At 35.1% G+C, this 22,610-nt stretch carries 23 protein-coding genes and 2 pseudogenes; 19 read left to right on the top strand and 6 right to left on the bottom strand.

Annotated elements, in window-relative coordinates:
* Nucleotides 1–145: 145 nt before the first annotated feature.
* The 4 genes from BUB45_RS15825 to BUB45_RS15840 all read left to right on the top strand — a co-directional run bounded on the left by BUB45_RS15825 (nt 146) and on the right by BUB45_RS15840 (nt 3,239).
* Nucleotides 146–361: a WYL domain-containing protein gene (locus BUB45_RS15825; protein WP_073011928.1), complete on the top strand. Its 216-nt coding sequence runs from the start codon at nt 146–148 to the stop codon at nt 359–361.
* The gene (locus tag BUB45_RS15830) at nt 361–675 is read left to right on the top strand and encodes a YolD-like family protein (RefSeq protein WP_084723750.1); all 315 of its coding nucleotides are present in this window, start codon (nt 361–363) and stop codon (nt 673–675) included. Before BUB45_RS15825 ends, BUB45_RS15830 begins: the two co-directional genes overlap by 1 nt.
* A 253-nt stretch (nt 676–928) precedes the next feature.
* Nucleotides 929–2,713 carry a hypothetical protein gene (locus BUB45_RS20490; protein ID WP_244527749.1) on the top strand — a complete coding sequence of 595 codons (1,785 nt, stop codon included), beginning with the start codon at nt 929–931 and terminating at the stop codon, nt 2,711–2,713.
* A 13-nt stretch (nt 2,714–2,726) separates the two neighbouring features.
* Nucleotides 2,727–3,239, top strand: coding sequence for an Imm6 family immunity protein (locus tag BUB45_RS15840; protein WP_073011933.1), 513 nt, complete (start codon nt 2,727–2,729; stop codon nt 3,237–3,239).
* A gap of 551 nt (nt 3,240–3,790) precedes the next feature.
* On the opposite strand, the gene BUB45_RS15845 is transcribed toward BUB45_RS15840, so the two are convergent.
* Complete coding sequence (locus BUB45_RS15845) at nt 3,791–4,078, bottom strand: hypothetical protein (RefSeq protein ID WP_073011935.1); 288 nt, start codon at nt 4,076–4,078, stop codon at nt 3,791–3,793.
* Nucleotides 4,078–4,377, bottom strand: a complete 300-nt coding sequence (locus tag BUB45_RS15850; RefSeq protein ID WP_073011938.1) for a DUF2089 family protein — start codon at nt 4,375–4,377, stop codon at nt 4,078–4,080. Before BUB45_RS15850 ends, BUB45_RS15845 begins: the two co-directional genes overlap by 1 nt.
* Nucleotides 4,378–4,885: 508 nt before the next feature.
* On the opposite strand from BUB45_RS15850, the gene BUB45_RS15855 reads away from it, so the two are divergent.
* Entirely contained in the window at nt 4,886–5,830 is a 945-nt protein-coding gene (locus tag BUB45_RS15855) for a serine hydrolase domain-containing protein (protein WP_244527750.1), read from the top strand.
* A gap of 167 nt (nt 5,831–5,997) precedes the next feature.
* A complete protein-coding gene (locus BUB45_RS20255; RefSeq protein ID WP_084723752.1) occupies nt 5,998–6,186 on the top strand; it encodes a hypothetical protein in 189 nt (62 codons plus the stop codon).
* A gap of 483 nt (nt 6,187–6,669) precedes the next feature.
* Here the strand turns inward: BUB45_RS20255 and BUB45_RS15865 are convergent, their stop codons facing one another.
* A complete protein-coding gene (locus tag BUB45_RS15865) occupies nt 6,670–7,578 on the bottom strand; it encodes a DUF2268 domain-containing putative Zn-dependent protease (protein ID WP_073011944.1) in 909 nt (302 codons plus the stop codon).
* Between the two features lie 126 nt (nt 7,579–7,704).
* Between BUB45_RS15865 and BUB45_RS15870 the strand changes: the two are divergent.
* Nucleotides 7,705–8,076 (top strand): annotated as a pseudogene (locus BUB45_RS15870) (class I SAM-dependent methyltransferase); the annotation flags it as partial.
* A gap of 286 nt (nt 8,077–8,362) precedes the next feature.
* On the top strand, nt 8,363–8,443 hold the full coding sequence (locus tag BUB45_RS20800; protein WP_367946665.1) for a putative holin-like toxin: 81 nt from the start codon (nt 8,363–8,365) through the stop codon (nt 8,441–8,443).
* A gap of 365 nt (nt 8,444–8,808) precedes the next feature.
* Here the strand turns inward: BUB45_RS20800 and BUB45_RS15875 are convergent, their stop codons facing one another.
* Nucleotides 8,809–9,045: a hypothetical protein gene (locus BUB45_RS15875; RefSeq protein WP_244527753.1), complete on the bottom strand. Its 237-nt coding sequence runs from the start codon at nt 9,043–9,045 to the stop codon at nt 8,809–8,811.
* A gap of 116 nt (nt 9,046–9,161) precedes the next feature.
* Here BUB45_RS15875 and BUB45_RS15880 point away from each other — a divergent pair, with 116 nt between their 5' ends.
* The 6 genes and pseudogenes from BUB45_RS15880 to BUB45_RS15900 all read left to right on the top strand — a co-directional run bounded on the left by BUB45_RS15880 (nt 9,162) and on the right by BUB45_RS15900 (nt 13,448).
* On the top strand, nt 9,162–9,386 hold the full coding sequence (locus BUB45_RS15880) for a hypothetical protein (RefSeq protein ID WP_073011947.1): 225 nt from the start codon (nt 9,162–9,164) through the stop codon (nt 9,384–9,386).
* A 34-nt stretch (nt 9,387–9,420) separates the two neighbouring features.
* Entirely contained in the window at nt 9,421–9,615 is a 195-nt protein-coding gene (locus BUB45_RS15885) for a hypothetical protein (protein WP_073011950.1), read from the top strand.
* Between the two features lie 243 nt (nt 9,616–9,858).
* Nucleotides 9,859–10,023 (top strand): annotated as a pseudogene (locus tag BUB45_RS20805) (IS4 family transposase); the annotation flags it as partial.
* A gap of 556 nt (nt 10,024–10,579) precedes the next feature.
* Nucleotides 10,580–10,747, top strand: coding sequence for a hypothetical protein (locus BUB45_RS19975; protein WP_170861773.1), 168 nt, complete (start codon nt 10,580–10,582; stop codon nt 10,745–10,747).
* Nucleotides 10,748–11,441: 694 nt separating this feature from the next.
* A complete protein-coding gene (locus tag BUB45_RS15895) occupies nt 11,442–12,278 on the top strand; it encodes a MerR family transcriptional regulator (protein WP_280157540.1) in 837 nt (278 codons plus the stop codon).
* A 72-nt stretch (nt 12,279–12,350) separates the two neighbouring features.
* Complete coding sequence (locus BUB45_RS15900) at nt 12,351–13,448, top strand: C45 family autoproteolytic acyltransferase/hydrolase (RefSeq protein WP_170861774.1); 1,098 nt, start codon at nt 12,351–12,353, stop codon at nt 13,446–13,448.
* 168 nt (nt 13,449–13,616) lie between these two features.
* Here BUB45_RS15900 and BUB45_RS15905 read toward each other — a convergent pair whose 3' ends face one another.
* Together BUB45_RS15905 and BUB45_RS15910 are read right to left on the bottom strand one after the other, a co-directional pair.
* Complete coding sequence (locus BUB45_RS15905; RefSeq protein WP_170861775.1) at nt 13,617–14,153, bottom strand: DUF3267 domain-containing protein; 537 nt, start codon at nt 14,151–14,153, stop codon at nt 13,617–13,619.
* Between the two features lie 95 nt (nt 14,154–14,248).
* A complete protein-coding gene (locus BUB45_RS15910; protein ID WP_073011963.1) occupies nt 14,249–14,890 on the bottom strand; it encodes a hypothetical protein in 642 nt (213 codons plus the stop codon).
* A gap of 1,524 nt (nt 14,891–16,414) precedes the next feature.
* On the opposite strand from BUB45_RS15910, the gene pdhA reads away from it, so the two are divergent.
* The 5 genes from pdhA (at nt 16,415) to BUB45_RS15935 (ending at nt 22,602) form a co-directional block, all read left to right on the top strand.
* Entirely contained in the window at nt 16,415–17,533 is a 1,119-nt protein-coding gene (gene pdhA, locus BUB45_RS15915; protein WP_073011965.1) for a pyruvate dehydrogenase (acetyl-transferring) E1 component subunit alpha, read from the top strand.
* The gene (locus BUB45_RS15920) at nt 17,526–18,500 is read left to right on the top strand and encodes an alpha-ketoacid dehydrogenase subunit beta (RefSeq protein ID WP_073011968.1); all 975 of its coding nucleotides are present in this window, start codon (nt 17,526–17,528) and stop codon (nt 18,498–18,500) included. The genes pdhA and BUB45_RS15920 overlap by 8 nt, the downstream gene beginning before the upstream one ends.
* A gap of 22 nt (nt 18,501–18,522) precedes the next feature.
* Nucleotides 18,523–19,854, top strand: coding sequence for a dihydrolipoamide acetyltransferase family protein (locus BUB45_RS15925; RefSeq protein ID WP_073011971.1), 1,332 nt, complete (start codon nt 18,523–18,525; stop codon nt 19,852–19,854).
* 8 nt (nt 19,855–19,862) lie between these two features.
* On the top strand, nt 19,863–21,275 hold the full coding sequence (lpdA, locus tag BUB45_RS15930; protein ID WP_073011974.1) for a dihydrolipoyl dehydrogenase: 1,413 nt from the start codon (nt 19,863–19,865) through the stop codon (nt 21,273–21,275).
* A gap of 271 nt (nt 21,276–21,546) precedes the next feature.
* Entirely contained in the window at nt 21,547–22,602 is a 1,056-nt protein-coding gene (locus BUB45_RS15935) for a PTS sugar transporter subunit IIC (RefSeq protein WP_073011977.1), read from the top strand.
* Nucleotides 22,603–22,610: the final 8 nt, after the last annotated feature.

Consider the following 22,610-nt stretch of genomic DNA (forward strand, 5'->3'; position numbering starts at 1 on the left):
TTAATGTTATGTTTTAAACCACCTCCAGTAACTATTATCGAAATAAGTTACGGGGAGGTGGTATTTTTTGTTTTCCATAAAATAACACGTACATTTGTTCGTTTTTATGGTATGCTAAGAACAAATGTTCTAAGGTGGTGTAATCATGTTAGGCTTATTTAAAAATTCATTAGATAACAAGCAAAAGATCATCATCTTTTATATGGATAGCAATAATCAAGTAACTGAACGCTACGTACGTGTATTGGAGATAAAAGAAAATAGTATTTTAGCCTATTGCTTTTATCGTAAACAAGTGCGAACATTTAACATTGAAAATATTTTATCCGCTGGAAAAGTAAGAAAGAAGGTTGTTTCATAATGGTTAATGATCGAGGTACAATAAAATGGACATCTATCATGATGCCAGAACATATAGAGATGTTGCAGGAGATGTGGGAAGAACAGGACTATAAAGAGAAGCTAATTTTGGATGAACAGCAGCAAGAGGAAATAAACAATAAACTGTTAATGGCTGGAGTAAATGACTTAACTGTCGAACTAAAGTATTTCAATAAGCACGATTTTTATAAAGTAAAAGGTAAGATAACCAGTATCAATAAGCAAAATAAATACATAAACATTGTTGGGCAACGTTTGCCTTTTGAGTGCATTATGGATGTGTGGATAAAATGAAGTGAGGACATCATCTTTTTATTAACGGTACCATTTCTGTGACTATAAATGAAATTAGTTACAAGAGATGGTGTTTTTAGTTACTCAAATAAAGACCAACAAAGTTTAAATAGTAAAAATAACCTATATAAAAACAAGGAAAAAGACGCATGGTGTATGGGTTATTTTACCATTAAGATTTATATAGAGGAAAAAAACTGCAATGTCTTCATAACGAGGGGATTTAAAAGGAGAGGGAGAAGGGGGATAGTTTGTGAAGCGTGACTTACAAATTAATTATGGGGTGTTAGATGATATTATAGGTGAACTTCGGACATATAAGCGTGCTTTAGAAAAAATGGACGATTCACTTAATAAAGTGAGTACCTTTGTGCAAACAAATGAGGGGAAAAGTGTTGAAGCATGGGATCAGAACATTAGCAGCTCGAAAGAAAAAATTGCTAATTATGAAACACAGATCAATGACCTTTTATCCCTGTTTGAAAATTATGTAACAGACACGACGAGATATATCTCACCGATTTCAAGGAATACGATGATGCGTGTGGATCGTAATGATATTTGGGCGAATTTAAAGCAAATAGAGGGGGGTATAACGAATAATCTGTTTAAGGCATTAAACAAAAGCTATCAGCAACCTGCTTCATTTTTCGGCATGTTTGATGACCCAACGGATGCGGAAAAAGAAGCAAGTGAGATCAACCGACGTCATATGGAGCGAATCCAAACGAGTATTGAAGCAACAAGAAAAAAGCTAGAACGTAATATGGACGAGCTATGGGATTTATATCATTCCAAAGTGAAAAGATTTGAAAATGCGGATGATGAATACAATAACTTGGCCGGAAACGTAAAAAGGAAATATACGAATTTCTTTGAAGGTGTCATGGATGTTGTCAGTAGTGTAAACAAAGCTGTCGATGATTTTGAAAAAGGAATTGTCAACAGCATTGCGGGCATGGTCACGGGACTACTAACCGTAGTTAAGGATGCAGGTGTTGTCGCCGTATCTGGCGTTGTACCTGATCCTGTGGAGCCATCTTGGTTAAAAGAAAGTGCAGATGAAACAGTTGATGCCTACACACGAGCTGCGATACAATTCTTACAAGACCCTATGCGTGCAGTAGAATCAACTGCCCAAGCCTTCACAGATACTGTGGAAAGTGAAGGAGTTATGTACGTTACTGGTGCTGCACTGCCTGCCTTGATACCAAGTGCCTGGGCTGTTAAAGGAGCATCAGGCGTTGCCAAACTAGGCGCAGGGGCAGCAAGAAGAGCGCCGAAATTATTGGATAGTAAGCCTTTTAGTGGTAATTATTACCGGGAAAAGGTAGATGCAGCTAAAGCTGGAATGGTTAAAGTGACAGAGAAGTTCACTTTTGGTAAAGACTATGCACTTTCAACTGATGGCGCAACTTTTATACTTAGAGATAAAGATGTTGAAAGTCACGTCAATCCGCAAATGGTTAATGTGAAGAATGGCAGAGGGGAAAGGATAGAGACTAAGGGTGCCGGTAAAGAAAGTAAGATTGATATTGGTAAAGCTGATATAAATGCACTAAGGAAAAAATGGAACGTTCCAGAAACTGAAACAGTGGCAGTTGGAAAAACTGATGTAAAAGGATTAGAAGATTCGAATTTTGAAGGAGGATCGCCGAAAGTACGAAAAGAAGCTGGATTACCCGATTTAGATGAAGTAATGCCTGACAGAAATATTAAAGCCCCAGGGTCTAACCCTTTGTTCACTAGGCATGCAGAGGAAGGGGTTCTGAATGAATTTGATTCAGCAGTAATAAATGCAGGTATAAAACCAGAAGATGTAACAGGAACATTAAAACTTCATCAATCGAATCCTTCAGGTGTATGTAGAAAGTGTTATCAAGGATTAGCAAACGATAAAGTTCCGCCTGGTGTGTTAAAGCAATTAAGTTTAAAATACCCTAATCTAAAAATTATAGTAACATCGGAAATTGATGAAAGCATTAAAGTAACTGGTAGGCTTAATCTAATGATTAAAAATGGAAATTATATTGATTAGTTGGAGGTTAATTATGGTTAATACTAACTTTAGTAGTTTAACAGAAGATGGTAAAGTAATATTTTTTCTTGGACTTTCAGAAAAAGTTTTGTCGTTATTTTCTCAAAAGGAAGATCAAATTTTAGCACAGGAAGTTATATATAAATGTTGGGGATGGCTAAAAGGTAAAGAAAATATAGGGGATATTCTTTATGAATTATTAGTTAATGAGGAAAATGGTATAACAATAATCCAAGAGATATCTGATAATGAAACAGATGTCTTAGCTTGGAACTGTGTTATTGATGCTGTTGCTTATACTAGTAGAAAAGCATTTGAAAGAGAAGGCGTCAAATATTATCCAGAACCAATTGCTTTAGTTGATGATACATTAGTAGATCATTTTATGGATTGCTTTGCGAAATGTATAGAGGATTCAGATACTTATATTCAGAGAATAGTTCTTTTATTGGATGAGTATAAGAATAGGAATATTGAGGGTGATTTGCGGACAGAAGTTTTAAGGGGATTACAAATAATAAATTAACTATTAACATATGAAAACTACCTAACACTTTATTTTGATAGTTTTCAGTATGTCCAACCTTATTTCATTTTAATCAGCGAAAGGCACATTTTTGAGTTCTTAAAGGATTATTTTAATTGTTAGTTCTAAAAAGCTCCTATTGTATTTCAACCCCTTGGGTGGATATTAAGAGATATATTTAAATACAAGAAAACTTAAAACCGTATTTAAAATAGTTATACACATTTGTCTGAAATTCTGTGGATAAACACACGTAATATACAGGTAATATACAAAATCACGTTAAATCCCTTATTTTACAATCAACCACAGTTCTCAAAACGTAATTATACAAGTTTTTGGAATCCCTCAATCGTCTGCGGTTGAGGGATTTCTTATTTTATACGTTGGTCTAAAATGTAGAAAATTCACATGTATTTTGCTCTCTTAATAAAGAGTAATCCATTGTCCTTGTTGAGCAACTCATAATCGAATTAGAAAGTAAAAAACTGGCATAACAACGTAATTGTTGCAGTTTTATGCAGAACCTTATCCACACTCTTTTTAGTTATTTACTTCATGTCATAGGATTTCATTTTATTCAATTCCTGTTTCCTCTTTTCACGAACAACATTTCTTCCCTCATGCCATCCGCCAATAAGAAAGGCTAGACCAACTGAAAGAATTAAGACATAATGGAGCAACTTTTCATTTTCATTAACGAATGTCCAAGTACGCCAAACCACGAATAATAATGGAATTAATCCTCCCAAGTAAACACTATTTCTGCTTGATAAAAAGTATTGCAAACCAAATACTCCAGCAGCAATAAAAGCATCAAAAAAACCAAAACCAAACATTATCTGTCACCTTTTTCCTGTTTATATTTTTCAATAATTAGTTTTGCTTCTTCTAAGTTAATCCGGTCATCTATTGATAGTTTTTTAATAAACTGAATAAATTCCTCATTATCCGTATCATCATTTAATTTTATTTTCTCAATTAACCTATCCAGCTTAATCCTCACTGTTGGATAAGATACATCATAAATTTTCGCGATTTTTTTTAAGGAACCTGATTGCATAACAAATTTCTTAATGAATTCCAGATCTTCTTCATTCAATGACAATATCCAACCAGGAACATCTTTTATACCCATTTATACACCCCTTTATAATGTTTAAGAAAACTTTAACATAAAAATAAACAAAACTAAAGTTTATTTTAATAAAATTGAAGTTTTTTATAAAAATCAATATTATTGTGATGATAAAGGGCAATTGAAAAAAGGATCTTAAATCTGTTATAATATGTAAATTAAACTGTGAACGACATCTATCCTAATATAGAGGGGGGGTGTTTATGTACATGCAAACAATTAGCATAATAAGTTGTAATAATTCCATATTTATTAGTGAGTATTATTCTTAAAAAAGGATAAGGACTCTTTTTTGTAGAATTTATTAGAGGTACAGGAAGTTTAAATAACAATTAAAAGACAGATCTACTAAAGTGCTGTAAGACTTACTTTCATTAATGAAGATATCAGCTAACAAGTCTTTACGAGTATTTGCAAGGGATTGGAGGTGCTTTAATTATTTCCTAAGTATAAAGGTAATAATAATTTTTCTTTCATATTAGACCACGTTATTAATACATTTAACCAATTGATTTGTTCTGGAGCTGCTGTATTTGTTATTCATAATGATGCCATTGTTTTAGAAGAATATATTGGGAAAAAATCAAACAAACCAAATGCAAGTGATGTTCAAGAAGATACTCAATTTCACGTAGCCTCTGTACGAAAAAGCTATATTGGTTTTGCTGTTGCATATGCCAATTATTACGGTTACATACAAAGTATAGATGATCCGGTATTAACATACCTGCCAGAATTGGAAGATGCCATTTGGAAAAATACTAAAATCAGACATTTATTAACACATACTCACGGTTTGAATCAAAAGGAAGAAACTGTTTTTCGCGAGTATCCTGTTGGGCGAAACTGGGCATATAGACAGGTTGGAGTTCATGCTTTAACTCAAATTGTTAAGAGGGCTACAGGGAAAACGGTGTCCGAAATAGTTAACGAAAATGTGTTTACGCCGTTAGCATTCTCTGAATCAAATTGGTATGCGCACAAACACGAAAAACTTGTTGATGTAATACTTCGTGATAAGAAAGATACAAATTGGAAAACTCCTGAAAGCACAGAAGGCGACAAGATGAATATGTATGTGTCAGCACGTGAATTGGCTTTTTGGGGTTATTTGCACCTTAAACAAGGAAATATAGACGGAAGACAAACTGTACCAAAAGAAATTATACAATTGGCTACATCTGTACAAAGCCCAAGAAGTATAGATAAAAGTCTACCGCAAAATGGTTTCTTATGGTTTGTAAAAGATTTACCTACAAAGAAATCGGAAATAGGTGAAAGAGTTCCGAAAGATTCATATCAAATACTGGGTTATACAGGTGTTAATTTATTAGTAATTCCCCGTGAAAACTTGGTTGCTGTTCGCATGTTTAATAGTTTTGGTTCACCAGAAGGATATGATTATTTATCTGATATCAGGTCTTTCGGTAATACTATAATGAGTTGTTTATAAAAAATATAAAATTAGGATGACGAATCTACTATTATCAAATACTTGAGTTGATTCAAACATACCGGTAATTTTAAACGTAACAAAATATGGGGAAACGGAGATAAAATGAAATTAAGACTAGAATTGTTCGTGGCAGATATAGAAAAGTCCATCAATTTTTATATGATGTGTTAGGCTTTCAGCTTCCTAAAGATATGAATGCTAATAAAAGCTACATATCTGTTAGGAATGATGATGTAGTTTTAGGTTTGGAGAAAATGGGAAATTTGTCTCAAAATCATTCACTTAGTGACCTTCATGGTCAACAAGTTGGTTTAGGAATAGAAATAGTTTTGGAAGTTGAAGATTTACATTAAGCATATAACAACGTAGTCTCTAAAGAATATCCAATACAGAATGAAAGGACCAAAAGACCTTGGGATTGGAGGGTTTCAGAATAATGGATCCAGATGGATATTATTTAAGGATCACTTCCTCATCGGCAAATGATTAATTTTTTTCGCTTTGCTAACGGGCGCGATTGTGACATAACAAAGTTATAATTGCCCTTTAAAACAGCTGTAATTCCTGTTTAACCACTACGAAGCTCCAAAAACGTCCCAATCATTTTTCTATCTTTTGGAGAGGACTTTAAAAATTTATGCGAACCAATTTTGACCCAATTGCAGAGGTTGAGCGGCTTTTTGGAATAACTATAATCCCTGACCTAGCTTGTAGAATTTGCTCTATACGCGTTAGGCAGACCATTACCTATAAAATTTTCAGCTATAAATATCCAAGGATAAAAAGCACAGAACGATATCTGTGCTTTTATGTGATAAGCTATTTTACAAAGAAATTTATGTGGCAAACAATTCACAACCATTAATTATGTCATCTGTTGAAGCTAAGGTTGCTTCGTATATGGTTTTGTTATACTTTTTCATATAAGCTTGAACAGCTTTATATCCTACTGCATAACCAGCGCAGAAAGGAAGACCAACAGGTTGATACCCTTCTTGCGCAGCAATTTCATCGCCAAACATATAGCTGCTTACCTCTGCAAACCCCTTTAACTCAAGCGCTTCTCTAATAACATTGGTGGAATACTCTACTTCTTCTTTATTCATACTTGTAACCCAAGGGCCTAATTGCTCTGCTCCATATAACTCTCTTGCAAATGATTCAGCTAACCCCTCTATAACGAGATAATCAGCTACTGTAACATTTCCGTAATCCCAATCAAAATAAGAAAAACGTATATTATGATGAAATTCATGAGCTATTACCGCTGGGATTCTCGGCAAATTATAATGATTTGGATATATATTTACCGTAATAAATCCAGGTATGCCTCCAAACCCTGTATAGCCATTTGATAGTTTTAATTTTTCAGGATCAGAAATATACAGTCCTAATTTTATTTCCTTAGCATTTATTTTCAAACCTGCATGAACAGCTTTATCTATACATGTTTTAATCGTATTTTCTGCTACTGCATAAGCATTAATACCTTTTAAAATAGTGAGTGCTTCTTTAATGGTTTTATCATCAGAAATGTCTGCATAACCAAGCATTTTCGTAGCCATTAAAACGTCATAACCATTTTCTTTCTTCGCTTTTATAGGGACATTAATTAATTTCCACATTTTTTCAAGTGGCAGCATCATCATATAGCGAAAGAAATCTTTCCTCTCTTCCGAATTGGTAATTTGAAGTAATCTTTCATATTGTTTTAATGAGTTAACTATTTTATAATCGATGCTCATTTGAAACACCTCCTTATTTTAAGCATAAAGTTTAACGTGACGTTAGAGTCAAGAGGTTATCCTTGCTTGGATATATTAATTGATAAAAAAGAAGCAAGGCTTAACAGAAAAAGGGTTTAATCATAAAAAACATTCTTTAGCTTTTTGGGGGTTTCCTATTATCTCAATAAAGAGAGTAACGAAAATTTGATAAAAGACTTATTTGCGGGCATCCCGGAAGGTAGTTCTATTGTTTTTGATTTTGCTGATGAAACACTTTTTCAAGAAAAGGGCGTGTCTAATCGAGTTGAAAACATGGTGAAAATGGCTTCGGCAAGCGGAGAGCCAATGAAATCAGCATTCACTTATATTGAAATAGAGCGTATGTTGGAAAAATCGGGCTTGCTAATTTATGAGCATTTGACACCAGATTCGATAAATGAGCTTTATTTTAAAAATAGAACGGATTATTTATCAGCTTTTGAGACCATTCATTTCGTTCATGCTGTAAAGAGATGATATTCATAAAGGAACAAGTGCTAAAACTAAATAAGGAAAGAACTCGTGGAAAAGTAGTTATTTTCAGTTTAGGAAAAGCACCAAATGATGCTTTATAAGCTGGGTGTAACTTTAACCTAAACAGATATACATGATGAGTTAAAAATAAAACGACAAAAGAATACGATAAAAGCAGATGATTTAAAAATGATGTGAAAAGATTGAATAGTTTGTTATACTTGCTGTAAGTGTAATAGGGCTTTCATGGGTGGTAGTTCACCCCTTTTTGAAGAAAGGGGGTGATAGTATGACAGTATTTGAAACATTGGTGTTGATGATCTCTTTCTCAACCTTAGTTGTAGCTATACTGTCACAACAAAAAAAGTAACCACCCGATGAATGCCTAGCCGCATTTTGGTTGGTTACTTTTTAACCACAAAACATGTGAGCTACCCCCTTGAAGGGCTATTACACATTAGACCGTTCCATGTACCAGCATGGGCGGTCTTTTATTATCATATGATCTTCTATATATAGTATACCTCATTTTCGTTACAAAATAAACATGTATGACGCACCAATGGATGTTTATAATGCAATATTTATTTGACTGTTTAATTAACTTAAAAATGATCTGGGTAACAATATCCTTACAAGAAAGTATATTTTAACCATTTAGTTAAATAGTGGTGTTTATATTATTTTAAAGCTTCCTTTTAGTGAAAGTCTGTATTGTACATGGATCGGCTTTGTTTAAAAGGTATGAATGATAACTAAAATCATGGTCGTTAGTAAAATAAATACCCATCCAATATCCATCCATTTATTGCCTGTCTCTACATCAAGTTCCTTTTTTGCCATAAGTGATTCAATAAGAGAGTATAAACCCCCTAAAACGAAAAAATTCAAAACGGTTAATTTATTTGTAACTAGTAAAAAGAGAACTAAAATACAAAATATAAGTGTACGAACAAAAGGTAATCTTAGCATCTTCAATTGCCACACCTCTTTTCCATATTTTATCACTTTGTACATCATTTTTGAACATTATTCCTTTTATATACAGAAAATATCATCTAAAGTGAATAAATATTAGGAGGAAAAGAATGGCGCAATACTTTTATATTGCTTCTACAAAAAAATTAAGAACAGAAGTTGTTGGTTCCAAACTAATATCCCCTGCACAGTCAAATATTTTCAAAGATGAAATAGATGCAACTGGTTTATTTTTTGAAGCAAACTATGATGCAGAGATAAGGAAGCGCGTTAATTATGCTCTTGTTTGTCATTTAAGTATCAAGTCGCTGTTAGTCATAACTTACTACCTCTAAAACATGAAGAACGCGACACTAGGGATGAAGAAAAATGCTTAACGTTATTATACGAATAGATAAGAGAAGCTATTATGGGAAGTGGTGTAATAGAGTTTTGCCATGTATAAATGGAACAGAAGAAAGAGGCGGTTGGGATGAAAAGTCCGCAACATGGTCAAACATAAAAGCGCCTTATGATTTGGTTTTAAATGACCGTGAATTTCTGGCACATTATTATTTACTATAAAGGATTAGAAACTTGTATCTAATGTCTGAGATACAAGCTGAATATTATAGAACAAAACATTAATTACTCAACTTTCGCACCTAAAAAAATCACTACATTTAATGAGCTCAGGTGCTTGGAGTTACTGTAATACATCCCTTGACAAGATATTTTAGGCAAGAATAAACACCGCAACATATGGTATAGTGGAATTAATCAAAACTACACTACCAAGAAGTGTGTCTCCTACTATGATAGTAAATAATGACCCAAATAAGCACTGAAGTGAATTCGTTATTTAAAGAATTAGGTGTTCTAAAACCCTTGCGCCATGTTGGTATTACTAAGTCTTTTGGCTTTTCCAGCGCTTTTATTTTCCAATTAATCTTTCGTCTCATCTTTGAACATAAGAATTGGTTTCGTATGTTGGCCTTGGGATTGTCAGATGGCGCAACTTTTATGCCTTGTGGACTTTTCTTTATTAAATTCACTGGATTGGGCTGAGGCTTTACAGCAATTAATCGAGATTCTTGATAATGCCATAAAACATACCAACAAGAGCCCCAAAAATTTAATTAAAGGACAAGTACGCAATGGAGAGCAGGTTTACCTAGATATAACAAGGGTTACATGCCTAATTTGGTAGGCAAAAGTTGAGTTAACTATTTAAGCATGTTTAAATTAATGCAATTTTTGTAATAAATCTTTATTTCTGAATCAATCTTTCTAGTCTAATCACAAGCTAAGCTTAACAATAGAAATACTTCAAAACAACAAGAAGGCTGGTCTCATTGGGATATTGAAGAGTGTAGAGATGCAGGAAAATAAAGAGCTTTAAAGATAAATTAAAGGTTCAACTTGGAAAGATATATGATGAAATATATATTTTCTCATTAAATAGCGTTAGAAAAATATAAAGTTAAAGATGGTCAACCATCGGAGCATTTTGTTGAACATTCCACTTACACAGAAGGAGATATTTATAATGTACTCACCAGTATTACAATTTATTTTTGTAGTTGGAATATTGCATGGTCTTATTATGCTTTTTGTGGCAATGAAACAAAAACGAAATACAAGTAAGAGCCAAATAGGACGTTCAATAGCTTTAATGGTTGCATGTGGAGCAGCGCTTCTAATAACTATTATTTAACCCATACAATTGCCCTTTAATAATTTGGTGGAACGGGGGGGGGGTATACATTTATGCTTTGAATACATATATATAGGGAAATAATATTTTTAAATTCACGCTTTTTTTATGAAAAGGTATTGATAAAACAGTGATGATCTCTTTCTCAACCTCAATTGTTACCATACTTTCACAACAAAAAAAGTAACCCCCATTGAACGCCTAACAAGCATTTGGGTGGTTACTTTTTAATTCTACAATGTAAGCTACCTTTTGAAGGACTGTTACACATCAGACTGTTCCGTGTACTAGCATGGGCGGTCTTTTATTATCGTATAATCTTCTATATATAGTTATACCTCATTTTCTTTACAAAATAAACATGTATGGCTCGCCAATGGATGTTGTAAAGTATGTAAATTAATAAAAATAACTTCCTTTTTTTTGGGTCAACACATAAACACATTCTTCCCATAAGTGGTAAGCACGTCACAATGATTGATACACTTTTCCGATAAAGGTGGTATAAAAGGTTGTACAAATGATTAAAGTCGTCCACCGTACGCTTTAAAAATTAGTAAAAGCGGGACGAAAACTATTTAAAACTTCCCTATAATTTTGTGCAGCAAAAATTATTCTGAAAGGTACTTCAGCAAATATAATATCTACACTAAATTAAATTTTGTTATAATGGATATATTAATTGAAAATTGTGGTGATAGTTATTTATTCTATTGGGAAGTTTTCTAATATTAGCAATGTGCCGATCAAAACACTCCGATATTATGATAGCATCGACTTGTTAAAGCCTTCTGTTGTTGATAAAACAACAGGGTATAGGTATTATGACTACCAAAAGATTTCTCAGGTGGAGCGCATAAAAGCTTTAAAGAGTCTCGGTTTTTCTTTAAATGAAATAAAGGAAATAATAAATGGAAGCATAAAAAAGGATTTAAATCAAAAATTGATAGAGAAACGAAACGATGTCATTGTTAGAAAAAGTCAATTAGAAAGCATTATTAGTGAAATAGATGATATATTAAGATATTCTAAGCCTTATTTTGAAAAAAAATATCATATCAGTTCAGTTTATTTTGAATATCGTTCGTCTATAACAGTTATTAGTATAAAAGAGAAGATTGAAATACATCAAATGGATCAGTTAGTCGAGCGCTTATTTCAAAAAGTGTATGCATACAATTGTAAAATAAAAGGGAATTTGATGACTATATGGCACGAATGGGACAATCCATTATCACAAGAAACAGAAGTCATGTTTGAAATAGATGGAGATATATTAAATAATACTTTAGAGAATGAAGTAAAAATTATCCCTAATGGAGAATATGCATGTGTTGATTTTGTTGGTTTGTATTCTGATTTAACGGTAGCTTATGACCAATTGAAAGATTTAATTGTAACAGATTCTTTTTTTATTGAAGAATATATGGAGGGTTTGGTTCCTCAAGAAATGGATGATATGTTATGTGTAAAACCATTAAAAGATGCAGATCCTAATAATTTTAAGACCAAAGTAATGTTGAAATTATAAAAATTTACGTATTTACCCTCCAGTTACTGGAGGGTTTATTATTTTTATAGAAAAGCGAAGGAGGAAATGGCAATGAAGGGAAAAGGAAGCTTTGTTTATCTAGAAGGAACTTCATATGAAATAGGATACAATCAAGGAAAAGATCTAAGTGTTATTCCAAACATACAAAAAATGTTGTTTGAAGATCATAAGAAAAGTAAAGCTCGTGCGGAAGATACTTTAGAAAATTTTAATATGTATTGTCCAGAATTGATAGACGAATTACAAGGGGTTTCTGATTATTTCAATAGGGATGTAGAAGAATTAAGATTTATACAAGATAGTTATTTAATGGGTGGTGGTTGTAGCTTGGCGGCTATTACACCGAAAATGACAGTTGATGAAAAAATTTATGTTTTTAGAACGTATGATTTAAGCCCGAATATATCTGATATGAGGCTATGTTCTACGAATGCAGATAATAAGTACTCTCATACAGGTTTTTCTGTTTCAACATTCGGTAGAAGTGATGGTTTAAATGAGTATGGTCTATGTGTAACCTTTGCTTCGTGTGGTGTACCAGTTGGAAACCACCCAGGAATGTTAAAAGCTAAAGTAGATGGTTTAAATTTTATGGTGGTTGTCCGAATTATATTGGAAAATTGTCAAACCATTGAACAAGCTATTGATTTGTTTTATGAATTACCCATAGCATCTAATATGAATTTGTTGATAGCTGATAGATTTGAGAAAGTTGCAATTCTAGAAGCGTATAATGGAAGTAAGGGGCATACAATAGAAGAAAGTAGATACAGTTTAGCTACAAACCATGCATTGCTAGAAAAAGTAAAAATTCAAGAACTGTCCATATTAAAACAATCTGTGGTTCGTTATGAAGCAATGGATCAATATTTTTCAAATAAACAATTGGTAACCAAAGGTGATATGAAGGCAATATTAAAAGCAGAGTATCCAAAAGGTGTGTCGTCTCTAAATTATGAAGAAGGTTTTGGAACCGTTTATGCAGCACTATTTTGTATTAGTGATAAAACAATGGAGTTTTCATTTGGTTCTCCCATGCGCAATGAAATATATCAAATTAAAGTCGGTGATAATATGCCAAACAAAGGCTTTGATATTGATTTAAAAAACAAAAGTTATGGACGAGATTTTTGGGATTTGATGGAATAGTAGAATGCAAAAACAGTGGGAGATTCCTTTCATCGCCCACTGATTGTTTGTAGCCTTAGAAAATCTCGGATTACAAATTGCACGTCTATTAGGATAAAGCAGGGCTATATTATTTTTTATACAGGAAAAGCCCTCTATCCTTTCCCCACACCAAACGTTTTTCTTCCATTACGCTACAAAAAATTTAGCGCCAACTGGCGTATCTTCACAATGGGTGATGTTTGGATTTTTAATAATTTCATAAATATACCAAAAGTCACCAGCACATCCTGCTGTATGGAGAATGAATACAATCCAAAAAGCAGTGCTTTCCATTCCAAAAATAAATAGAAGACAAAATAGTATACTATTTATAACAAACGGGGCTAAAATAATGATCATAAACTGTCGCTTTGTATAAACTTGTCCAGGGTTCGTCGCATAAAGCATCCCTTTTGTAAACCCATACTTCACTTTTCCAGATGTAGAAAAGGCTTTGAAAAATATTCCATGAATAAACTCATGAATCGGTAAGGAGACTAACGTTACTCCTAGTACCCACACCAATGTAGATAGAGAAAAGAATAAACGAACTTCTCCGATTATAATGGTGTGAGCTACCAACACAGCAACCGTTGTAATTATTAGGATCGCTATACTAAATAGGTTTATTTTATTGTATAATTTTTTATCTTCTAGAATGTTTAATTCCTTATATAGTTTCATAAGTAACTCCTTCATTCACTAATGTCTTCCTGTTTTTCTTCTGTATCTTCCATATTCCAAATGATGTTAGGTTCTAAAAAACTAGAGAACTGTCTTTACAGAGTATTCATTTTGTTAATGAGCGCACTAATTTTATTATCTTCTCCTCTATCTACACGCACTAACTCCGTATTTTCAATCAAATCTTTGTAAAAATCTTCTCCTGTTGGGTAGCTGCCGTCCCATCGTAAGGGGATGTTATATACATTTATTGTTCCGTCTCCATTGCTACTATATGTTACGGAACCCGCTACTAAACGGCTACCAGATAACTGAATGACGTCTTCGGGATAGCTCGCACTTGTTTCATCATTGGGGTTAAGTGGTGTCCCAGCGGAAAAATGGCGGATATTCAATTCCTCTACATCTTTAATTGCCCCAAGCTGTAGCCAAATACGTGCATATTCAATTTCCTCTGTAGAATAATTGGATAAGGTATCTTTTTCCGCGTTGTCTTCTGAAGAAGCATCTTTGGATTCACCTGTTTTCCCTTTATTAGATGTGTTGCTAGATGGCGTTTTTTCTAAGTCGTTGTTTTTAGGATCTTCCTTATTATCTGTTTCCGATACTGTAGTGACATCTTTCTCTGAATTCTTCGCTTCTGATTCTTCCTCCATGCTATTTGTACATCCTGCGAGTAAGAAAATAAGTAGGGTAAGTACAATGCTTCCATAAATCTTCTTTGTTTGATTCTTCATGTAACCGACATTCCTTTCTTTACACTATAGGGAGTATAAAAATTATTATTGATTATAGTTAAGAAAAACGAAGGCTTCCGCTATGAGACTTGGCGGAAAACCAAGTTTTTCTAAAAAGAAATTTGATGCTATGACGTAATCAAACAACCGAACGGGCTCCGCCGGCTTCAGCGCCCAGCGACTAGGCGACTTCACGAATTACACTACGAATAAGTCATCATCGGTTCGTACTAAATAGGAAGGCCGGCTAAAGACGGGCTTGCTGGAGGGCGCCGGCATACTCCTGTTGCAGGGAGCATGATTCCTAAAACTTTAATTGATTCGCTCCACTCGCTACGTTGCTAACCGGACGCTTGCGCCTTTGTTCATACATAGCTGTGTAATGAAGCAATATTAGCAGGTTCGTTTGAAAATTAATATAATCCTCCGGCAGTATATTTCAAATTTAACATGTGTTCATTCCAACTTACATCCCCCCATAGAATAAGTGACAACATTTCCCCTTATTCTACCATTTTCCACTATAAGTTCATAAGCTATATAGCCAAATAATAGACCTGTGATAGCGCCTAAGGCAAGTCTGGATAGGAAAGAAAAGGTCTAATAAACAGGAAATAAAACGATAAACGCGCTCTGCCAATGGTTGGAGCATATCCCTTGGTATAGCAAAAGGCTGATCGTAAATGAAAGTTAAAGGGAATTATGAAAGAGTGGCTAGGATAAGAATCTAGCCTATGATAAAACTGGTGCCCAATAAAGAAGGAAACATAGTTTTTACAGGATAGGCAAATATAATATTTTTATAGAGAATAAGCAAAACGATGACATTTTATAGCTAGATAGCTTGGCAATAACCAAGCATTTCTAAAAAAGGTTTGTTTTGATTTAGAAGATAGGTTATACCTAACGAAAGTAAAAAATATAATGAAGTAAATGCAGTAAAAATGTGCATCTGCTGAAAGCAATGGAGTAATGGCGTTACGGGGCGATGTGCGCCTTTTTAGCAAGATAAGAAAGTATAAAATTATGATGCTATAAGATAACCAAATAACCAAATCAGCCCCGTCCGACTCCATCGCCCAGCAACTAGGTACTTTACAATCGCCCTAAGCTAAGTCATCATCGGTTCGTGCCTAAGAGGAAGGTCGATTAAAACTGGCTTGCCCAAAACGTCGTCATTTCCGTTTTAGTGACATAATTGCTAAAACTTTAGTTGATTTGTTCCACTCGCTACGTTGCTAAATGGGCGCTTGAGTCTCTGTTCTTGTCATCTCCTTTGGAAAGAACAATACTAAACAATCGGAGAGCAATAATAGAAAACTTCCTCCTTCTTTTTATTAGCAAATAATACCATTCATAATTTAGACACTAATAATGAACAGAAGTCTTCAAAGCTTTGTATTGTAAGCGCTTAAATGTTTTCTATATGGCTATAAAATTTATCAATTATCCAAGTCTTTCAATCAATGCTAAGGTTGAATTGTGAAGAGGTTCACCAGTAAAAACAGAAAGGAATGTTAACGCATGTCTAAAAAAAGTACAACAAAGTTAGATTTAGTTAGCCTTGTAAAAGGATATAAAGATTCGTTTCCTTTTTACCAAGTACTAGCTCCATCAGGAGAAATTGTGCATTCTGACCTAGAACCTAAGCTAAGTGATGAAGAACTGACTACATTAATGAAAAGACTTGTATGGGCCCGGACATATGATAAAAGAGTTACATTACTAAACCGTCAAGGAGCTTTAGGAAATTATGCTCCAGGTGGAGGACAAGAAGCTAGTCAAATTGCTACACAATATGCCTTAGGTGAGAAGGATTTTTTTGCAGGAACCTACCGAGATTTAGCACCGCTTATTTTACATGGCTTACCTTTAGAAAAAGCTTTCCTTTGGTATAAAGGGCATATGAAAGGAAATGAGTATCCAGAAGATCTCCAAGCTTATGCACCGCAAGTGATTGTTGGTGGGCACATTACACACGCAATGGGTGTTGCATTTGGAATGAAAAAGCGAAATAAAAAATCAATCGTATTGTCATTAAGTGGTGATGGGGCAACGTCACAAGGAGACTTTTATGAGGGCATTAACTTTGCTGGTGCTTATCAGGTTCCTTATGTTGCCGTTGTTCAAAATAATGGATATGGTATCTCGGTACCAGTCGAACAACAAACGGCCGCTGAAACATTGGCACAGAAAGCTGTAGCGGCAGGAATTCCGGGTATTCGAGTAGATGGAATGGACCCACTTGCTATGTACGCAGCAGTCTCTACAGCTCGTGAACATGCCTTGGCAGGGCAAGGGCCTGTCGTTATAGAAGCGTTAACCTACCGTTTTGGACCACATACGATGTCTGACGATCCAACTCGTTATCGTTTAGCTGAGGAGCTAGGAGAATGGGAGCAAAAAGATCCCCTAGTTAGAATGAGAACGTATTTAAGCAATAAAGGCTTATGGACGGAAGAACAAGAAAAAGAAGTTGCAGAATCTTGTAAGCAAGAGATTAAAGACGCCGTTGCAGCAATTGGTCAAGTTGACAAACAAAAAGTGTCTGATTTCTTGAAGAACATGTATGAAGTTTCTCCTCAAAATATTCAAGAACAAATTGCTGAATACGAAGCAAGGGAGATGAAGGAAGATGAGTAAAAAAACAATGGTACAGGCTATTAATGATGCACTGGACTATAAATTAAGTAAAGATGAAAACGTTTTATTGTTTGGTGAAGATATTGGACCTAACGGTGGTGTTTTCAGGGTTACAGATGGGCTTCAAGCTAAACATGGAGAGGATCGTGTATTTGATACACCATTAGCAGAATCAGGAATTCTAGGTATGTCTGTAGGATTAGCTACAGAAGGATTTAGACCTGTCCCTGAAATACAGTTTCTAGGATTTATTCTAGAAGCAATGTCTCCAGTTGTAGCCCAATTTTCTCGAATGCGCTACCGGATGGCAAACACAAGAAGTATGCCAATTACAGTTAGAGCACCATATGGCGGTGGAGTGCATACACCAGAACTTCACTCCGATAGTTTAGAAGGTATATTAGCACAGGTGCCGGGGATGCGTATTGTTATTCCAAGTAACCCATATGATGCCAAAGGGCTACTTATTTCTGCGATTGAAAGTAATGATCCGGTTATTTTCTTAGAACATTTGAAGCTTTACCGCTCCATGAAACAGGACATTCCAGATGAAGATTATCGTGTACCTTTAGATAAAGCAGCAGTTACACGTGAAGGATCTGATGTAACCGTTATAGGGTATGGTCTTATGATTAGTGAAGCACTTAAAGCAGCTAAAGAATTAGAACATGAAATTTCTGTAGAAGTTATTGATTTAAGAACGATTGCACCAATTGATATGGACACAGTGCTTGCATCCGTTAAGAAAACAGGTCGTGTTGTGGTGACACAAGAAGCACAACGTCAGGCAGGTGTCACGGGACAATTAATGTCAGAAATTGGGGAGCGTGCCTTTATGTATTTAGAAGCACCTATTTCAAGAGTTACCGCACCAGATTCCGTTTACCCATTTGGTGCAGCTGAAGCAGACTGGCTCCCTAATGCGAAAGATATTATTAAAAAAGTGAAGGAAGTATATGATTTTTAGAATAAATGAAGGAGGATGCTGAATGATTTATTCATTTATATTACCTGATAGCGGTGAAGGGATACACGAAAGTGAAATTGTCTCGTGGGTTGTACAACCTGGGGATAAAGTAAAAGAAGACGATACGCTAGTAGAAATTCAAAGTGATAAGGCTGTTGTAGAACTTCCTTCTCCTGTTTCTGGTGTTGTAAAAAAATTATTATTTAAGGAAGGTGATGTTCCAAAGGTTGGAGACGCAATTATGGAAATTGAGATGTCTGATGAAGGTGCTGAAAAAGTAGCAACGGCAGAGGAAGGCAATGTTACGAAAGAGCGTGGTACGGATACGGTAGCCATTGAACATGAAGCTGTTCGTCATTTGACTCCATCAGAAGAACTGCCTGAGAAAACACTAGATCAAAAATCAGTCGCTAAAAAGCCAGCTTCAGACGTGGACATTAGAATGTTAGCTATTCCAGCCGTTAGAAAATATGCACGTGAAAAAGATGTTGATATTACGCAAGTTCCAGCTACTGGAAAAAATAGTCGGGTCACAAAAGAAGATATTGATCATTTCTTAGCTTCAGGTGGACAAGCTGCACAAGAAGAAGTGGTTCAAAAAGAAATGGTTCAGGAACAAGCAGCACCCGAAACAACAGTCACTGAACTAGAGCGTAGAGTTAAAATGACTCCTACTCGTAAAGCGATTGCAAATGCCATGGTAAATAGTAAAGCGACTTCACCTCATGTAACGGTGTTGGATCGTGTGAATGTATCTAAACTTGTAGAACACCGGGATCGTTTTAAGGTTATTGCCAAAGAACGAGGCGTTAAATTAACGTATACTGCTTACTTTGTAAAAGCACTGACGGCTATATTAACTCGTTACCCTGACTTAAATGCATCCATAGATGAGAAAGCAGGAGAAATTATTTATAAAAATTACGTGAACGTAGGAATTGCAACAGATACAGATAAAGGTCTCTTTGTTCCGGTAATCCATGATACAGATCGTAAAAGTTTATTTAAGATTGCTGAAGACCTTGCCGAAAATACAGAAAGAGCAATGAATGGAACATTAACAAGTGCAGACATGAAAAATAGTTCAATGACAATTACGAATGTTGGAGCTCTTGCAACTAGTGGTGTATGGTCAACTCCAATTATTAATCAGCCAGAAGTTGCTATTCTTGGGGTAGGTAGGATAGAAGATGAAGTCATCCCTGATGAAAATAAACAACCAATAGTTGCACCGATGTTAAAAATATCATTTGGTTTTGATCATAGAATAATTGATGGTGGAACGGCACAAAGAGCAATTAATGATTTAAAAGATTATTTAGCTGATCCAGAATTACTTTTTGTAGAAGGGTGATGAATTTCATGGTAGTAGGGGATTTTGCTGAAGAATTAGAAACAGTAGTCATTGGTTCAGGACCAGGAGGATATGTTGCTGCCATTCGTGCTGCACAACTTGGTCAAAAGGTAGCTATTATAGAGCGTGGAGAAATTGGTGGCGCTTGTTTAAACGTTGGATGCATTCCATCTAAAGCGTTAATTCATGCTAGTCATAAATATCAAACTTCCTTGGATTCCAAAATTTTAGGCATTCATACGAAAGAAACGACCGTGAATTTTAAAGAAACACAAGCTTGGAAAGATAAAGAAGTCGTTGCTACGTTAACAAAGGGTGTTGAAATGCTTCTTAAGAAAAATAAAGTCGAAATAATAAAGGGAGAAGCACACTTTATTGATAATGAAACGCTTCGTGTTATGTATGATGAAGATTCTGGACAGACGTATAACTTTAAGCATGCGATTATCGCTACGGGAAGTCGTCCAATTGAAATCGAATCATTTAAATTTAGTAAACGTGTTATTGATTCCACTGGCGCATTAAACTTAGCTGAAATACCTAAGAAACTGATTGTCATAGGCGGAGGATATATTGGTGTTGAACTTGCTGGTGTTTACGCTAACTTCGGTACAGAAGTGACTATTTTAGAAGGATCAGAACAGATTTTACCTAGTTTTGAAAAAGACATGGTTAAACTTGTTGTTGATGCATTCAAAGCTAAAAATGTTTCCATTGTAACAAATGCGATGGCTAAATTTGTGAAGCAAACAGACAAAAAAGCAACGGTCACATATGACGCAGGTGGGCAAGAAGAGGCCATCGATGCTGACTATGTGTTAGTATCTGTAGGACGTAAGCCTAACACAGATGATATTGGTTTAGAACTAGCTGGCATTAAAACAAATGATAAAGGCCTTATTGAAGTCGATGAACAAGGTCGAACGAATAAAAAGAATATTTTTGCCATTGGTGACGTTGTGTCTGGAGCTGCACTTGCCCATAAAGCAAGCTATGAGGCAAAAGTAGCTGCTGAAGTAATTAGTGGAAGCAAAGGTGCAGCAGTGGATTACTTGGCAATGCCTGCTATATGTTTCACAGATCCAGAACTAGCAACAGTTGGTTATACGAAAAAAGAAGCGAAAGAACATGGATATGACGTCAAAGAGAGCAAATTCCCACTTGCAGGTAATGGTCGTGCATTATCCCTCAATCAAACAGAAGGATTTGTCCGTCTCATTACAGAGAAGGAAAGCGGTACGCTATTAGGTGCGCAACTAGCTGGAGTTAGCGCAAGTGATATGATTGCTGAAATAGGATTAGCCATCGAAAACGGATTAACTGCGGAAGATGTTACATTAACGATTCATAGTCATCCATCCATGGCAGAAAGTGTGATGGATGCTGCCGAGTTAGCATTAGGACAACCAATCCATATTTAAATGTATGAGTAAGAGAGCGGGGCTTTATCACATGTTCATTCAGAAATTCTCCTTTGATAGAGCCCTTCGTATAAAAATGAAAAAACCTTCTAACTAAAAGTGGTTTTATTATAAAAAAGTTTAAAATTTAGATTTTATAATAGGGAAAAACAGAAGCTTTCCTCATTGGAGATAAGCTACGTATTTCTAACACAATGATTTAGTTTCTTGTGAATTTTTTAACAAGAGAAGGCTAAGATAACTAAAAATTTTACAGCAGAGGAGAATATTCATGGGAACAGAAACAATGACAGCCAAGAAGTTTTCGATGAATGTACTAAATGGATTAGCAATAGGTACTGTTTTAGCATTAATACCAGGTGCATTACTAGGAGAATTATTTAAAGCATTATTACCTATTTTTCCTCAAGGTCAGTTTGTTTTAGATGTTACATCCATGTCCAACTCGATATTAGGATTAATCGTTGGTGTTTTGATTGGTTATCAATTTAAATTCACTCCTATTCAATCAGCTTCCCTCGGTCTTGCAGTCATGGTAGGTGGAGGAGCAGTTGATTTTTCAGGTGACGCGCTAACTATGGCAGGAACGGGTGATGTCATTAATATGATGTTTACCGGTGCTATTGGTGCTGGGATTATTCAATTGTTAGGTTCACGTTTAAAAAGTTACAGTATTATTTTAATACCGCCAATTCTATTAATTGTTGGTGGAGGGTTAGGTTATGCGCTTTTACCATATGTTGGGCACATTACAACACTTATCGGCCATTTTGTATCTCAGTTACTTACGCTACAACCTATTATCATGAGTGTTTTACTTGCGATTTTATTCTCTATTCTTATCACAACGCCAATTACTACAGTCGGAATTGCCCTTGCTGTTTCCCTAGCAGGTATTGGATCTGGTGCTGGAAATTTAGGGGTCGTTGCTGCAGGCTTCGGGCTTGCGATTGCAGGTTGGAGAGTAAACTCAGTGGGGACATCACTGGCTCACTTTATTGGTTCCCCAAAAATGTCAATGCCGAACGTCTTTGCTAAACCGAAAATATTGCTACCAGTTATTTGTAATGCTGCTGTATTAGGAATACTAGCGGCGATATTTAAGATACAAGGAACGCCTATGAGTGCGGGGTTTGGATTTAGTGGACTGGTTGGCCCGGTTAACCATCTCAACTTGGCAGCAGGTGGATGGTCCGTTGGAAACATATTCATTACGATATTAGTATTTGTTGTCGCTCCAATAGGTTTAGGGATATTTTTTAATTACCTGTTTACAAAAATCTGGCCAATTATTTCACCAGAAGATTACAAACTCGACGTAGAATAACGGGAGGC

Source organism: Virgibacillus chiguensis (assembly GCF_900129865.1).
Taxonomy (GTDB): Bacteria; Bacillota; Bacilli; order Bacillales; family Amphibacillaceae; genus Virgibacillus; species Virgibacillus chiguensis.